This is a genomic window from Streptomyces sp. NPDC104814, from assembly GCF_055583185.1.
Genome location: NZ_JBVJOL010000002.1, coordinates 913,098 through 927,576 on the forward strand (window position 1 = coordinate 913,098; position 14,479 = coordinate 927,576).

The 14,479-nt window shown below is 71.8% G+C and carries 14 protein-coding genes; 8 read left to right on the plus strand and 6 right to left on the minus strand.

Annotated features, from left to right (window positions below; genetic code table 11):
• Positions 1-21 precede the first annotated feature (21 nt).
• From ACZ64A_RS12650 to ACZ64A_RS12660, 3 genes are all read left to right on the plus strand, one after another.
• The gene (locus ACZ64A_RS12650) at positions 22-1,551 is read left to right on the plus strand and encodes an aldehyde dehydrogenase (NADP(+)) (protein ID WP_469810030.1); all 1,530 of its coding nucleotides are present in this window, start codon (positions 22-24) and stop codon (positions 1,549-1,551) included.
• A 231-nt stretch (positions 1,552-1,782) separates the two neighbouring features.
• Positions 1,783-2,499: a DsbA family oxidoreductase gene (locus ACZ64A_RS12655; protein WP_469810193.1), complete on the plus strand. Its 717-nt coding sequence runs from the start codon at positions 1,783-1,785 to the stop codon at positions 2,497-2,499.
• Positions 2,500-2,603: 104 nt separating this feature from the next.
• On the plus strand, positions 2,604-3,665 hold the full coding sequence (locus ACZ64A_RS12660; RefSeq protein ID WP_469810031.1) for an aminotransferase class V-fold PLP-dependent enzyme: 1,062 nt from the start codon (positions 2,604-2,606) through the stop codon (positions 3,663-3,665).
• Between the two features lie 468 nt (positions 3,666-4,133).
• Here the strand turns inward: ACZ64A_RS12660 and thpD are convergent, their stop codons facing one another.
• The 6 genes from thpD to ACZ64A_RS12690 all read right to left on the minus strand — a co-directional run bounded on the left by thpD (position 4,134) and on the right by ACZ64A_RS12690 (position 9,518).
• The gene (gene thpD, locus ACZ64A_RS12665) at positions 4,134-5,039 is read right to left on the minus strand and encodes an ectoine hydroxylase (RefSeq protein ID WP_469810032.1); all 906 of its coding nucleotides are present in this window, start codon (positions 5,037-5,039) and stop codon (positions 4,134-4,136) included.
• A gap of 5 nt (positions 5,040-5,044) precedes the next feature.
• The gene (locus ACZ64A_RS12670; RefSeq protein ID WP_361636407.1) at positions 5,045-5,449 is read right to left on the minus strand and encodes an ectoine synthase; all 405 of its coding nucleotides are present in this window, start codon (positions 5,447-5,449) and stop codon (positions 5,045-5,047) included.
• Between the two features lie 64 nt (positions 5,450-5,513).
• Positions 5,514-6,785, minus strand: coding sequence for a diaminobutyrate--2-oxoglutarate transaminase (gene ectB, locus ACZ64A_RS12675; protein WP_469810033.1), 1,272 nt, complete (start codon positions 6,783-6,785; stop codon positions 5,514-5,516).
• A gap of 13 nt (positions 6,786-6,798) precedes the next feature.
• Positions 6,799-7,314 (minus strand): diaminobutyrate acetyltransferase, encoded by a 516-nt coding sequence (ectA, locus tag ACZ64A_RS12680; RefSeq protein ID WP_469810034.1) that lies wholly within the window; start codon positions 7,312-7,314, stop codon positions 6,799-6,801.
• Positions 7,315-7,659: 345 nt separating this feature from the next.
• Positions 7,660-8,187: a DinB family protein gene (locus ACZ64A_RS12685; protein ID WP_469810035.1), complete on the minus strand. Its 528-nt coding sequence runs from the start codon at positions 8,185-8,187 to the stop codon at positions 7,660-7,662.
• Positions 8,188-8,417: 230 nt separating this feature from the next.
• Positions 8,418-9,518, minus strand: coding sequence for a pyridoxal-phosphate-dependent aminotransferase family protein (locus ACZ64A_RS12690; RefSeq protein WP_469810037.1), 1,101 nt, complete (start codon positions 9,516-9,518; stop codon positions 8,418-8,420).
• 227 nt (positions 9,519-9,745) lie between these two features.
• Between ACZ64A_RS12690 and ACZ64A_RS12695 the strand changes: the two genes are divergently transcribed.
• From ACZ64A_RS12695 to ACZ64A_RS12715, 5 genes are all read left to right on the plus strand, one after another.
• The gene (locus tag ACZ64A_RS12695) at positions 9,746-10,597 is read left to right on the plus strand and encodes a transporter substrate-binding domain-containing protein (RefSeq protein ID WP_469810038.1); all 852 of its coding nucleotides are present in this window, start codon (positions 9,746-9,748) and stop codon (positions 10,595-10,597) included.
• The gene (locus tag ACZ64A_RS12700) at positions 10,594-11,427 is read left to right on the plus strand and encodes an amino acid ABC transporter permease (RefSeq protein WP_469810039.1); all 834 of its coding nucleotides are present in this window, start codon (positions 10,594-10,596) and stop codon (positions 11,425-11,427) included. The genes ACZ64A_RS12695 and ACZ64A_RS12700 overlap by 4 nt, the downstream gene beginning before the upstream one ends.
• A complete protein-coding gene (locus ACZ64A_RS12705; protein ID WP_469810040.1) occupies positions 11,424-12,215 on the plus strand; it encodes an amino acid ABC transporter ATP-binding protein in 792 nt (263 codons plus the stop codon). The genes ACZ64A_RS12700 and ACZ64A_RS12705 overlap by 4 nt, the downstream gene beginning before the upstream one ends.
• Before the next feature lie 68 nt (positions 12,216-12,283).
• On the plus strand, positions 12,284-13,375 hold the full coding sequence (locus tag ACZ64A_RS12710) for an amidohydrolase family protein (protein ID WP_469810042.1): 1,092 nt from the start codon (positions 12,284-12,286) through the stop codon (positions 13,373-13,375).
• Positions 13,376-13,517: 142 nt separating this feature from the next.
• A complete protein-coding gene (locus tag ACZ64A_RS12715; RefSeq protein WP_469810043.1) occupies positions 13,518-14,438 on the plus strand; it encodes an SCO1860 family LAETG-anchored protein in 921 nt (306 codons plus the stop codon).
• The last annotated feature ends 41 nt before the right edge of the window (positions 14,439-14,479 follow it).

Consider the following 14,479-nt stretch of genomic DNA (forward strand, 5'->3'; position numbering starts at 1 on the left):
ACGTACTGGGAGGGACCCACGGTGGCAGCAGCACCAGTCTGGAGTGTCGACCCCCGAACCGGGAAGCAGCGGGAACAGGTTGCGGTGGAGGCCACAGCCCAGGAGGTGGACGCCGCCGTCCGCGCCGCGCACGCCGCCCGTGACTCGCTCGCCGACCGCACCGTCCGCGCCGCCTTCCTGCGCACCGCAGCCGACCGGCTGCACGCCGCGAAGGACCACCTCGTCGAGGTCGCCGACGCCGAGACCGCACTCGGCCCGGTCCGGCTCACCGGCGAACTCGCCCGCACCTGCTACCAGCTGCGCGCCTTCGCGGACATCGTCGACGAGGGCGCCTTCCTCGACGTCGTCATCGACCACCCCGACGACACCGCGACGCCGCCGGTCCCCGACCTGCGCCGCTACAAGATCCCGCTCGGTGTCGTCGCCGTCTACTCGGCGTCCAACTTCCCCTTCGCCTTCTCCGTGCCCGGCGGTGACACCGCGAGCGCGCTCGCCGCGGGCTGCCCGGTCGTCGTCAAGTCCCACCCCGACCACCCGGCGCTGTCCGAGCTGGTCGCGAAGGTGCTGCGCAAGGCCGCCGCGGAGCACGGCATCCCCGCCGGGGTCCTCGGTCTCGTCCACGGCTTCGAGGCGGGCGTCGAGCTGATCAGGCACCCGCTGGTCGCCGCCGCGGGCTTCACCGGGTCGGTGCGCGGCGGCCGGGCGCTGTTCGACGCCGCCGCGGCCCGCGAGGTGCCGATCCCGTTCCACGGCGAACTGGGCTCGCTGAACCCGGTGGTGGTCACCGAGGCCGCGGCCGCCGAACGTGCGGAGGCGATCGGCACCGGGCTCGCCGGGTCGATGACCCTCGGGGTCGGCCAGTTCTGCGTCAAACCGGGCCTGGTGCTGGTGCCGGCCGGCGGCGCGGGCGACCAGCTGGTGAAGACGCTGACCGACGCCGTCAGCGACACCGACGCCGGTGTCCTGCTCGACCACCGGATGCGGGACAACTTCGTCGCCGGGGTGGCCGAGCGCGCCGGGCTCCCCGACGTCGAGACGCCCGTGACGCCGGGCGCGGGCGGCGAGCACACGGTCAGCGCGGGCTTCCTCACCGTGCCGGCGAGCAGGCTGACCGAGCAGGGGGCGTACGACCTGCTGCTCGAGGAGTGCTTCGGCCCGGTCACCGTGGTGGCCCGCTACGAGGACGACGCGGAGGTCAAGGGCGTGCTGTCCCGGCTGCCGGGCAACCTCACCGCGACCGTCCAGCTGTCCTCGCGGGAGGCCGCGGGCGAGGGCCGCGGGGCGGAGATCCTGCGGGAGCTGACGCCGCTCGCCGGACGCGTGCTGGTCAACGGCTGGCCGACGGGCGTCGCGGTGGCGCCCGCGCAGCACCACGGGGGGCCGTACCCGGCGACGACGTCCACGTCCACGTCGGTCGGCGGGACCGCCGTCGAGCGGTGGCTGCGACCGGTGGTGTACCAGGGCGCGCCCGAGACGCTGCTCCCGCCGGAGCTGCGGGACGACAACCCGCTGGGGCTGCCGCGGCGGTTCAACGGCCGGTTGGAGCGGTAGGGCTTCGCCGGGGCGGTCACGGGTCCGTCGTGGGGGTGCGGGTGCGATGCGGGCTGCCCGGTCGTGGTGGGTTGCCCGCGCCGTTCCCCGCGCCCCTTGGGGCGTTGCTGCGGGCCTGCGCCGTCATGGGTGGGCCGCCCGGGGAATGAAACGGGCTGCTTGAACGTTCACACACTGAAGGCGGAGGGGACTCCGCGACCCCGTACGACCTGGAGTGAGTGAGCCGTGACCCTGCGCGTCGAGATCTGGAGCGACATCGCCTGTCCCTGGTGCTACGTGGGCAAGGCCCGCTTCGAGAAGGCGCTCGCGGCCTTCCCGCACCGTGAGCAGGTCGAGGTCGTGCACCGCTCCTTCGAGCTGGACCCCGGCCGGGCCAAGGGCGACATCCAGCCCGTGCTCACCATGCTGACCAAGAAGTACGGCATGAGCGAGGCGCAGGCACAGGCCGGTGAGGACAACCTCGGTGCCCAGGCCGCCGCCGAGGGCCTGGACTACCGCACCCGCGGCCGCGACCACGGCAGCACCTTCGACATGCACCGCCTGCTGCACTTCGCCAAGGAGCAGGGCAGGCAGGAGCAGCTGCTGGACGCGCTGTACAAGGCCAACTTCGCCGAGGAGCGGTCCGTCTTCGCCGACGACCAGCGGCTCGTGGACCTGGCCGTCGCCGCCGGTCTCGACGCGGATGCCGCCCGCGCGGTGCTCGCCGATCCGGACGCCTACGCCGACGCCGTCCGCGAGGACGAGCGCGAGGCCGCCCGGCTCGGCGCCCGCGGGGTGCCGTTCTTCGTGCTCGACCGTACCTACGGCGTCTCCGGCGCCCAGCCCGCCGAGGTCTTCACACAGGCGCTCACCCAGGCGTGGGGCGACCGCTCCCCGCTCACCCTCCTCGACGACGGCGGCGCCGAGGCGTGCGGTCCGGACGGATGCGCGGTGCCGCAGCACGGCTGACCGGGAGAAAACCGCAGGTCACCGGCGACTCATAAGCAGTCCTTGGCGGTACCGCGCAAAAAATCGCAATGGACGGGGAGTGCGCGGAGCCGCACAGTGGTCCCATGGAGACCTTCGAGAGCGTCGTCCGCGCCGAATTCGCCCCGGAGAACATCTATCTGAACACCGCGAGCAACGGCCTGCTCCCGGCCCGCACCGTGACCGCCCTGCACCGGGCGGTGCGGCTGCGCGCCGAGGGCAGGCCGCTCGGTTCCCTCTATGAGGACGTCGAGGCCGTGCGCGCCTCCTTCGCCCGGCTGACCGGTGTCCCGGTGGAGCGGGTGGCGACCGGCGCGTCGGTCGCCGAGTACGGCGCGCTGATCGCCGCCTCGCTGCCCGCCGGAGCCGAAGTCCTGACCGCCGAGGCCGACTTCTCCTCCCTGGTGAACCCCTTCCACATGCGCGCCGACCTCACCGTGCGGGCCGTACCGCTGGAGCGGCTCGCCGCCTCCGTGCGCCCGGGCACCGCGCTGGTCTCGGTCAGCGTCACGCAGTCCGCCGACGGCCGCCTCGCCGACCTGGCCGCGGTGCGGGAGGCGGCCCGCGCGCACGGGGCCCGCGTCTACCTCGACGCCTCCCAGTCAGCCGGCTGGCTGCCCGTCGACCCGGGTGACTACGACTTCCTCGCCGCCGTCGGCTTCAAGTGGCTCATGGGCCCGCACGGTGCCGCGTTCTTCGTCGCGCCGGGCGCCGCGCAGGACTTCGGCGGGCTCACCCCGCTGCTCGCCGGCTGGTCCGCGGGGGAGCGGCCCTGGGACAGCTGCTACGGGCCGGTCACCGAACTCGCGCAGGCCGTCCGGCGGTTCGACGTCAGCCCTGCCCTCTTCAGCTACGCCGGGCTGCGCGCCTCGCTCGAACTGGTCGAGGAGCTGGGCCTGGACGCCGTCCACGCACACGACGTGGCGCTCGCCGAGCGCTTCCGCAAGGGACTCGACTCCCTCGGGCACGAGCCAATCGCGGCGCCCGGCTCCGCGATCGTGTCCGTGCCCGGACTGGGCCGCCGTCAGGGCGAGTTGAGCGAGGCAGGCATAGAGGTCTCCGACCGCGCCGGCAACCTCCGCGCCGCGTTCCACCTCTACAACACAGCCGCGGACGTCGACAGCCTGCTGAACGTCCTGTCCGGCTGAGCACACACCCGCCCTCCCGCACGAGGCTCGCCCGGCTCGGGGCCCGCGCGCGACCGGGCCGGGCCCCCCGTCCCACGTGAGGGGGTCCCGGCCCGGTGGTCGGTGTTCCGGCGGGTCAGCGGACGGGGTGAAGTCCCGTGCGCTGGCGGGTCAGCGGACGGGGGTGAAGTCCCGTGCGCCGATGCTGTGTCCGATGGCCGCTGCGCGGCGGGCCGGCCGCCGGCCGGGGAGGCTCGGCCGGCCCGCGGGACGCGCGCGACCGGGCCAAGGTCCCGGTCCCGCACGGGGCTCGCCCGGCCCGCGGCACGCGCGCGACCGGGCCAAGGTCCCGGTTCCGCACGAGGCTCGCCCGGCCCGCTGCACGCGCGCGACCGGGCCGGGCCCCCCGTCCCACGTGAGGGGGTCCCGGCCCGGTGGTCGGTGTTCCGGCGGGTCAGCGGACGGGGTGAAGTCCCGTGCGCTGATGGGTCAGCGGACGGGGGTGAAGTCCCGTGCGCCGATGAACTCGGGGCGGCGGATCGGTGCCGCGAAGGGTTCCACCGCCGTGTTCTCCACGCTGTTGAACACGATGAAGACGTTGCTGCGCGGGTACGGCGTGATGTTGTCGCCGGAGCCGTGCATGGCGTTGCAGTCGAACCAGGTCGCCGATCCCGGCTTGCCGGTGAACAGCCGGATGCCGTGCTCGCTCGCGAACGCCGTGAGCGCCTCGTCGGACGGCGTGCCCGCGTCCTGCATCTGCAGCGACTTCTTGTAGTTGTCCTTCGGCGTCTCGCCCGCGCAGCCGAGGAACGTCTTGTGCGACCCCGGCATGATCATCAGACCGCCGTTGGTGTCGAAGTTCTCGGTCAGCGCGATCGACACGGACACCGTCCGCATCCGCGGCAGACCGTCCTCCGCGTGCCAGGTCTCGAAGTCGGAGTGCCAGTAGAAGCCGCTGGCGCCGAACCCCGGCTTGACGTTGATGCGGGACTGGTGGACGTACACGTCCGAGCCGAGGATCTGCCGGGCACGGCCGACGACCCGCTCGTCGCGCACCAGCTTCGCGAACACCTCGCTGATGCGGTGCACCTCGAAGACGGAGCGGATCTCCTTGGACTGCGGTTCCACGATGGACCGCTCGTCCTCGCGGATCACCGGGTCGGTGACCAGCCGGTCGAGCTCACGCTTGTACTCGGCGACCTCGTCGGGGCGGATGAGCTGGTCGACGGCGATGAAGCCGTCGCGCTCGAAGGCGCCGAGGTCGGCCGGCTGGAACGGGCCCGGGGCGTCCGGGGCGCCCCAGACGACCGGGTCCTGCCGGGGCACCGTCACCTCGGTGGTGCCGCGGGTGGGGTACAGGTCCGTGACGGTGGTCGAAGTCGTGGTGGCCGTCATGCGGTTCACACCTCCTCGGGTTCGGTGAGCAGCGGGTAGACGCCGTTCTCGTCGTGGTCCTCCCGTCCGGTGACCGGCGGGTTGAACACGCAGATGCAGTGGAAGTCCTCCTTGACCTTGAGCGTGTGCCGCTCGTGGCCGTCCAGGAGGTACATGGTGCCGGGCGTGATCGTGTGGGTCTTCCCGGTCTCGTGGTCGGTCAGCTCCGCCTCGCCCCGCGTGCAGACCACGGCCTCGATGTGGTTGGCGTACCACATCGACGTCTCGGTCCCGGCGTACAGGATCGTCTCGTGCAGCGAGAAGCCGACGCGCTCCTTGGCGAGCACGATGCGTTTGCTCTCCCAGGTGCCTGACGCGGCCTTCACATGGCGGTCGGTGCCTTCGATCTCCTTGAACGAACGGACGATCACGGTGGTGCGATGCCTCCTAGATAGGGGTGTTCGGCGGTGTGTGAGGGGTGTCCCGAGGTGCGGCTCAGGCGGTCTCACGGACGGCGCGGGCCAGGGTCTTCAGACCCTCGTCCAGCTCGTCCGGGGTGATGGTCAGGGCCGGCAGCAGCTTGACGACCTCGGACTCGGGGCCGGAGGTCTCCACCAGCAGCCCCAGCTCGAAGGCGCGGTGCGCGATCCGTCCGGCGCGGGCCTTGTCGTGGAACTCCATGCCCCACACCAGGCCGCGACCGCGGTACTCCTTGACGTCGGCGAGGTTCTCCTCGGTGATGGCGATCAGCCACTGCTCGACCTGCTCCCCACGGGTGCGGGTCTGCTTCTCCATGGCGGAGCCGTCGGTCCAGTACGTCTCCAGCGCGGCGGTGGCGGTGACGAACGCCGGGTTGTTGCCGCGGAAGGTGCCGTTGTGCTCGCCCGGCTCCCACACGTCCAGCTCGGGCTTGAACAGGCACAGCGACATCGGCAGGCCGTAGCCGCTGATGGACTTCGACACGGTGACGATGTCGGGCGTGATCCCGGCCTCCTCGAAGGAGAAGAAGGCGCCGGTACGGCCGCAGCCCATCTGGATGTCGTCGACGATCAGCAGCATGTCCTGCCGCTCGCACAGCTCCTTGAGCGCGCGCAGCCACTCGGGCCGGGCGACGTTGATGCCGCCCTCGCCCTGCACGGTCTCCACGATCACCGCGGCGGGCTTGTTCAGGCCGGAGCCCTGGTCCTCCAGCAGCCGCTCGAACCACAGGAAGTCCGGGACCTGGCCGTCGAAGTAGTTGTCGAACGGCATCGGCGTGCCGTGCACCAGCGGGATGCCGGCGCCGGCCCGCTTGAAGGCGTTGCCGGTGACCGCGAGCGAGCCCAGCGACATGCCGTGGAAGGCGTTGGTGAACGACACGATCGACTCGCGGCCCTTCACCTTCCGGGCCAGCTTCAGCGCCGACTCCACCGCGTTGGTGCCCGTCGGCCCCGGGAACATGACCTTGTACGGCAGGTCACGCGGGCGCAGCACCAGGTCCTGGAAGGTCTGCAGGAACGACCGCTTGGCCGTGGTCGACATGTCCAGACCGTGCGTGACGCCGTCCCGCATCAGGTAGTCGATCAGCGCCCGTTTCAGTACGGGGTTGTTGTGGCCGTAGTTCAGTGACCCCGCACCGGCGAAGAAGTCGAGGTACTGGTGACCGTCCTCGTCGTACATGCGGCTGCCCTGCGCGCGGTCGAAGACGGTGGGCCAGCCACGGCAGTAGCTGCGCACCTCGGACTCCACGGTCTCGAAGACGCTCAGGTCGGGCTGGGTGATGGTCACGACGAATCGCTCCTCAGTGGGAAGTCGGGGTCAGCGGGCCGATGCGGTACAGCACTTCGGGGTCGTGCGGGCCGTCCGGGAACAGTCCGGCGTCGAACAGGACCTCCCGTTCCACCCGCGCGCCGTGCCGGGCGGCGAACGAGGTGAACAGCCGCTCGGAGGCGGTGTTGCCCGGGGTGATCGTCGTCTCGACGTCGGTGATCCGGTGCTCGGCGGCGAGCCGGGCGGTCAGCCCGTCGAGCAGCGCGGCGGCGAGGCCCTTGCCGCGGTACGCGGCGTCGACGGCCACCTGCCAGACGAGCAGGGTGTGCGGCTGCTCCGGCCGCACGTACCCGGTGATGAAGCCGACCGGCTCCCCGTCCTCCCGGCGCACGACGGCGGAGGTGCCGGCGAAGTCGCGGCACCACAGCAGGTAGCTGTAGGAGGAGTTCAGGTCGAGGGCCTCGGAGTCCCTGGCGATTCGCCACAGGGCGGCTCCGTCGGCCACCGACGGGCGGTCTATGAGCAGGTCTGCTGGTGCGGCGGTCATGCGGATTGAATTTACCGAGCGAAATTGAAAAATGCATGGAGGGTGGGGCTTTCCTGGGCGCTCGTTCTGTGTTATCGCGCGAGCGCGGGCAGGTACGCGAGCCGCCGGAGGATTGTCCGCATTTGACCGGGAGAAAGGTGGCAAAATGGACGCGATGTGTAACGCGTCACAACCATGTAACCCCTGCGGGATCTCCCCGAAACAGCCCGCTCGGTGTTCGCGAAATCTTCGCGTTTAGGGTCGTGAGAAGCGGGCAGAAGAAGACGGGAAGCTATCCACAAGAATAGGACTTGAATAAGGGAACGCAATTCCCGGAATAGATCCGTGTCGGTAAGTGTGGGGAATTCAGGCGCCGATCGTGCCGTCGATGCGCTCGCGCAGGATGTCCGCGTGGCCGTTGTGCCGGGCGTACTCCTCGATCATGTGGATGAGCACCCAGCGCAGGGAGACCTCCAGGCCGGTCATCGGCCCGTCCACGATGCGTCCGGTGGCCTCCAGCGAGCGCCCGGCGCACAGCTCCTGCCCGCGGGTCACCTCCCGGCGCCAGATCGCCAGCGCCTCGCCGAGACCGCGCTCGGGGTCGAGCCCGTACCCGGTCTCCTCCCCGAAGACCGGCGGGACGTCGAGGCCCGCGAAGACCCGCTGGAACCAGTTCCGCTCCACCTCCGCCAGGTGCTGCACCAGCCCGAGCAGGGTCAGCGAGGACGGCTCGGCCGCCGCCAGCCGCACCTGCCCGTCGTCCAGCCCCGCGCACTTCAGCTCCAGCGTGGCCCGGTGAAAGGCGAGCCAGCTCTCCAGCATGGGCCGCTCCTCCCCGGTCAGCAGCGGCACGGGGCGCCCGTCGGGCAGGGTCTGGTGCGCGTCGTTGGCCATGGCCCGAGCATGGCACGCCGCACCGACACCGGGCTCTCGCCGACACGGCGGCGACCGCGGACCGCAACCGGCCCGGCCCGCCCGCTCACGCCCGGTGGGGGCCGGGCGCGCACCCGGGGGACGGACGCCCGGGGTACGGCCAGGTGAGGGGCGGTCGGCCCGGGGACGCACCCTCGGGGTGCGGTCGGCCCGGGGATGCCGTCAGCCGCGCGTGGTCGGCCGCGGTGCGGTCAGCGCCAGGCGTCGTCCGCCGCCCGCAGTGCCGCCTCCAGGTCGACGTGCAGGTCCTTGCCGGCCAGGGCCGACCCCAGCGCCGCCAGGCAGCCGCGTACCGTGCCGGGCGTCGCGGCCGGCCCGTAGTGGTTGACGCGGATCATTTCCTTGGCCAGTGCGCCGCCGCCCGCGGCCAGCGGCAGTGCCGGGTCGCTCGCCAGGGCGCGGGCGACCAGCTCCGAGGCGTCCACGCCGGACGGCGCCCGCAGGGTCGTGGCCACCGGCGCCGACTCCGCCGCCTCGTGCACGTAGGGCGCGAGGCCGGCGCCCAGCGCCACCGCGCCCGCGCGCGTGGCCGCCGCGGCACGCGCGTGCCGGGCCATCACCGCGTCCAGGCCGTCCGCCTCGATACGGTCCAGGCACGCCTGAAGTGCCAGCATCTCCAGCTGCGCCGGTGCGTGCGGCAGCGCCTTGCGGCCGCCGTCGAGCCAGCGCTCCTTCCAGTCCAGCAGTGAGAGGTAGGACCGGCGCGGCGCCCCCGGGTTGGCCGCCATCCGTGCCCACGCCCGCTCGCTCACCGACACCGCCGACACCCCGGCCGGCCCGCCCATCGCCTTCTGCGCCCCGATGACGCACAGGTCGACGCCCCACGCGTCCACCAGCACCGGCTCGGCGCCGACGGAGGCCACCGCGTCCAGGTAGAACAGCGCGCCGTGCTCCCGCACCACCGGCCCGATCTCGGCGACCGGGTTGGTGTTGCCCGTCGCCGCCTCCGCGTGCACCAGCGACACGAAGTCGATCTCCGGGTGCTCGGCGAACGCCTCGCGGATCTGCTCGGCGCTCACCGCCGTGTGGAACGGCACCGAGAGGTCGATGACCCTCGCGCCGCAGTCCCGCAGCCAGTCGCCGAAGGTCTGCCCGTAGGGACCCGTGATCACGTTCAGCGCGGTCGTGCCGGGCCCGGCGGTCGCACGGATCGCGCCCTCCAGCGGCAGCAGCGCCTCGCCCTGCATGATCAGCACGTCCTGCTCGGTGGAGAGCAGCCGTGCCACCCGGTCCTCGATGGAGGCGAAGCGGGCGGCGCTCAGCGGGGCGAGGTCCAGGAAGGGGTGGGTCACAGCGGTGCTCTCTTCACTTCACGGGTACGACTCACGGGGTACGGCCATGGTCGAGGGTAACCGTCACCCCGTGGGCCCCATCCGTCGCGCCGTCTTGGGCGGGTTGGTCCCCGTTGCCCGGCGCGTCTTTCTAAGGTGAGACCGCCCCGTAACCATGGGTTTGATTTGAGAGGCCCAAACCTCTCCTTATAATCGGAACTCTCAGTTCCAACACAGGAGGCTCCCCCGTGAACACGCTCCTCGGGCGCCGGACCCGCGTTCTGGCCGCCACCACCGCGACGGCCGGGCTCATGCTCGTGGCCGCGTGCACCTCCACCAACAACGGCGGCAGCGGCTCCAAGACCGCCGCCGGCGGGGTCGAGCTGGTCAAGGCCGGGCAGCTGACCACCTGCACCCACCTGCCGTACCCGCCGTTCCAGTCGGAGATCGACGGCAAGGTGCAGGGCTTCGACGTCTCGCTGATCGACCTGGTCGCCAAGGACCTCGGCGTGAAGCAGGAGATCCTCGACACCCCGTTCGAGAACTTCAAGACCGGCGCCTTCCTCAACGCCGGCAAGTGCGACCTGGCCGCGGCCGGCATGACCATCACCGCCGAGCGCAAGAAGAACGTCGACTTCTCCGACCCCTACTTCGACGCCACCCAGGCCGTCCTGGTCGACAAGAGCAGCGGCGTGAACTCCCTCGCGGACGTCAAGGCCAAGGGGATCAAGCTGGGCGCGCAGGCGCAGACCACCGGCGAGGACTACGCCAAGAGCAAGGGCTTCGACCCGGTCTCCTTCGAGTCCTCCGACGCCGTCCTCAACGGCCTGCGCACCGGCCAGGTCAAGGCCGTCATCATCGACTACCCGGTGGTCCAGGGCTGGCTGAAGGACAAGGCCAACGCCGACAAGTTCAAGGTCGTCGACAACCTCAAGACCGGTGAGCAGTACGGCTTCACCGTCAAGAAGGGCAACACCAAGCTGCGCGAGGCCATCAACAAGGCGATCGCGAAGGCCAAGGCGGACGGCACGTACAAGAAGCTGTACGAGCAGTGGATCGGCCCGTACGACGCCTCCGTCGCCTCGCCCGCCGCCTCATGACGGCGACCGACACGGAACTCCAGCCCCGCAGGAAGGGTCTGACCCGGCGTCAGAAGCGCAGCGTCTCCCGTGGTGCGCAGTACGCCGTCTTCGTCGCCGCCGTGATCGCGCTCGCGGTCACGGCGGACTGGGGGCGGCTGAAGAACCAGTTCGCGCAGGGCAGCATCGCGCGCCAGATGTTCCCGGACGTCATCACGCTCGCACTGAAGAACACCGTGCTGTACACGGTGTCCGGCTTCGTCGTCGGACTCGCGCTCGGCATGGTGATCGCGCTGATGCGGCTGTCGTCCGTCGGCCCCTACCGCTGGGTCGCCGGCATCTACATCGAGATCTTCCGCGGCCTGCCCGCCCTGCTGATCTTCATCTTCATCGGTGTCGCCGTCCCGCTCGCCTTCCCCGGCACCGAGATCGTCGGCGGCACCTACGGCAAGGTCGCCATCGCGCTGGGCCTGGTCGCCGCCGCCTACATGGCGGAGACGATCCGCGCCGGCATCCAGGCCGTGCCCAAGGGGCAGATGGAGGCCGCGCGTTCGCTGGGCTTCTCGCCCGCCCGCGCCATGATCTCGGTGATCATCCCGCAGGCGTTCCGGATCATCCTGCCGCCGCTGACCAACGAACTCGTCCTGCTCTTCAAGGACTCCTCGCTGGTCCTCTTCCTCGGTGTCACCCTGGAGGAGCGCGACCTGTCCAAGTACGGCCGAGACCTCGCCAGTACGACCGCCAACTCCACCCCGATCCTCGTGGCCGGCCTGTGCTACCTGCTGATCACGATCCCGCTCGGCTTCGTCGTGCGCCGCATGGAGGCCAAGGCCCAGGAGGCCGTCAAGTGAGCCGACCCGAGATCGAGATCAGGGACCTGCACAAGTCCTTCGGCGACAACGAGGTGCTGCGCGGCATCGACCTGGAGATCGGCCAGGGCGAGGTCGTCTGCGTCATCGGCCCCTCCGGCTCCGGCAAGTCCACGCTGCTGCGCTGTGTGAACCTCCTGGAGGAGCCGGGCAAGGGCCAGGTCTTCGTCGGCGGCACCGAGGTCACCGACCCGGACGTCGACATCGACGCCGTACGCCGCCGTATCGGCATGGTGTTCCAGCAGTTCAACCTCTTCCCGCACCTGACGGTGACCGAGAACCTCACGCTGCCGCAGCGCCGGGTGCTCAAGCGGGACAAGGCTAGCGCCGCGAAGGTGGCCGCCGAGAACCTGGAGCGCGTCGGACTGTCGGAGAAGGCGGACGCCTACCCGTCCTCCCTCTCCGGCGGCCAGCAGCAGCGCGTCGCCATCGCGCGGGCGCTCGCCATGGGCCCCGAGGTGATGCTGTTCGACGAGCCGACCTCGGCGCTCGACCCGGAGCTGGTCGGCGACGTCCTGGCCGTCATGCGCAGGCTCGCCCGCGAGGGCATGACGATGATGGTCGTCACCCACGAGATGACGTTCGCCCGTGAGGTCGCCGACCGGGTCGTCTTCATGGACGGCGGCGTGATCGTCGAGGACGGCAGCCCCGAGCAGGTCATCACCCACCCGCGCCACGAGCGCACCCGCCACTTCCTCTCCCGCCTCCTCGACCCGGCGATGGCCGAGGTGGAGGAGGAGACCTCCGACCAGGTGGGCAAGGGCGAGTAGCGCCCCCCGTCACCGGCGGGGCGGGGGCTCCCTGCAACGGCGAGCCGCGGCTGATTACAGTGCCGTGCATGAGCGATGGCGCGGTGCTGCACGTGAAGGGGCGGGTCCTGGCGGGACCCGACGACGTCCGGGACGAGCTGTGGGTGGTCGGCGGCCGGATCTCCTACGACCGCCCGGCCGGCGCCCGTGACGTGCGCACGGTCGAGGGCTGGGTGCTGCCCGGCCTGGTCGACGCGCACTGCCACGTCGGCCTCGACGCGCACGGCCCGGTCGAGCCGGAGACGGCCGAGAAGCAGGCGCTCACCGACCGCGACGCGGGCGCCCTGCTGCTGCGGGACGCCGGCTCGCCGTCCGACACCCGCTGGATCGACGACCGCGACGACCTGCCGAAGATCATCCGCGCGGGCCGGCACATCGCCCGCACCCGCCGCTACATCCGCAACTACGCCTGGGAGGTCGAACCCGCCGACCTCGTCGCCTACGTCGCCCAGGAGGCCCGGCGCGGCGACGGCTGGGTCAAGCTGGTCGGCGACTGGATCGACCGCGACCTCGGCGACCTGTCGGCCTGCTGGCCGCGCGAGGCCGTCGAGGCGGCGATCGCCGAGGCCCACCGCCTGGGCGCCCGCGTCACCGCGCACTGCTTCGCCGAGGACTCGCTGCGCGACCTGGTGGAAGCCGGCATCGACTGCATCGAGCACGCCACGGGCCTGACCGAGGACACCATCCCGCTCTTCGCCGAGCGCGGTGTGGCGATCGTCCCGACGCTCGTCAACATCGCGACCTTCCCGCAGCTCGCGGCGGGCGGCGAGAGCAAGTTCCCGCGCTGGTCGGACCATATGCGCCGGCTGCACGAACGGCGCTACGACACCGTCCGCGCCGCCTACGACGCCGGCATCCCGGTGTTCGTCGGCACCGACGCCGGCGGGTCGCTCCCGCACGGGCTGGTCGGCGCGGAGGTCGCCGAGCTGGTCACGGCCGGCATCCCGCCGATCGATGCGCTCTCCGCGACGACCTGGGGTGCCCGCGCCTGGCTGGGCCGCCCCGGCCTCGACGAGGGCGCACCCGCCGACCTCGTCGTCTACGACAGCGACCCGCGCGCGGACGTACGCGTGCTGGGCGCACCGCGCCGCGTCGTGGTGAACGGGACACCCGTGAGCTGAGCGCTTTTCTGAGGCCCGGGATTCGAAGGCGTGCGCGACGAACACCCTTTGGGGTGAAGTCCCGTTGCCGCGCTGACCGTTGGACGTTCGAGCCGTAATCCTTGCGGGGTCCCGAAGCGTTCCTTCTCTGGGGGTCCCACCCTTGAACGGCAACACCTTCCGCATGCCCGCACGCCGCCGACGCCTGACCGCCGTCGCGGCCGCCACGGCCCTGGCCACGGCTCCCGTGGTCCTCGCGGGCGCCGGCCCGGCCCACGCCACCGGCGACCAGGGCCGGGCGAGCGCCGTGGTCCTGCGCACCGGCCTCGACGTGTCCCTGCTCAACAAGACCGTGAACGTCCCGCTCGCGGTCTCCCTCAACGAGGTCCAGGCGCCGCGCAGCGCGCAGAAGACCGCGCTCTCCGTCCGCCTGGACGGCGTGAACAACGGCAACCCGTTCAGCGTGCTCAGCGCCGAGGTGGCCACCGCGAAGGCGACGGCGACCGCGCACGGGGCGGAGGGCTTCACCCGGCTCGCCCACGCCCGGCTGCACGTCCCCGGGCTGCCGCTGCTGTCGCTGGTCGAGGTCGAGGACGTCACGGCGAAGGCGACCTGCGAGGCCGGGAAGTCCCCGGTGGCCACGTCGAACGTGCTGGGCGCGGTGACGGTCCTCGGCAAGCGCGTCACGCTGACGTCCGGCGGCACCACGGACGTGAAGGTGCCGGGCGTGGGCGAGGTCCGCCTGGATCTGTCCAGGAGCGGGACGACCTCGCGCACGGCGGCGGCGACGGCCCTGGAGCTGAAGGTGTCGGTGAACCCGCTGAAGCTCAACGTGGCCGAGGTGAACGGCACCGTCACCCTGGCCCAGGCGACCTGCGAGGCGCCGAGACCGGCCGCGGCCGCGCCCGCGCCGAAGCCGGCCACTGCCGAGCCCGCCCCGGACGTCAAACCCCAGGGCGCCCCCGCCGCGGCCGACCTCGCGGAGACCGGCGGCAACGCGCTGACGCCGTACATCGCGGGCGGTTCCGTGGCCCTGCTGGCGGCGGGCGCCGGGGCGTTCGCGCTGGCCCGCCGCCGACGCTGACCGCCAGGGTGCCTCGCCGATCAGGCCGGCGTGATCGGCGA

Bases quoted from the DNA above. Each gene is read 5' to 3' on its own strand.
- ACZ64A_RS12660 (WP_469810031.1), top strand. From the start codon at position 2,604: ATGGAGACCTTCGAGAGCGTCGTCCGCGCCGAATTCGCCCCGGAGAAC.
- thpD (WP_469810032.1), bottom strand. From the start codon at position 5,039: ATGACGGCCACCACGACTTCGACCACCGTCACGGACCTGTACCCCACC.
- ectA (WP_469810034.1), bottom strand. From the start codon at position 7,314: ATGACCGCCGCACCAGCAGACCTGCTCATAGACCGCCCGTCGGTGGCC.
- ACZ64A_RS12685 (WP_469810035.1), bottom strand. From the start codon at position 8,187: ATGGCCAACGACGCGCACCAGACCCTGCCCGACGGGCGCCCCGTGCCG.
- ACZ64A_RS12700 (WP_469810039.1), top strand. From the start codon at position 10,594: ATGACGGCGACCGACACGGAACTCCAGCCCCGCAGGAAGGGTCTGACC.
- ACZ64A_RS12710 (WP_469810042.1), top strand. From the start codon at position 12,284: ATGAGCGATGGCGCGGTGCTGCACGTGAAGGGGCGGGTCCTGGCGGGA.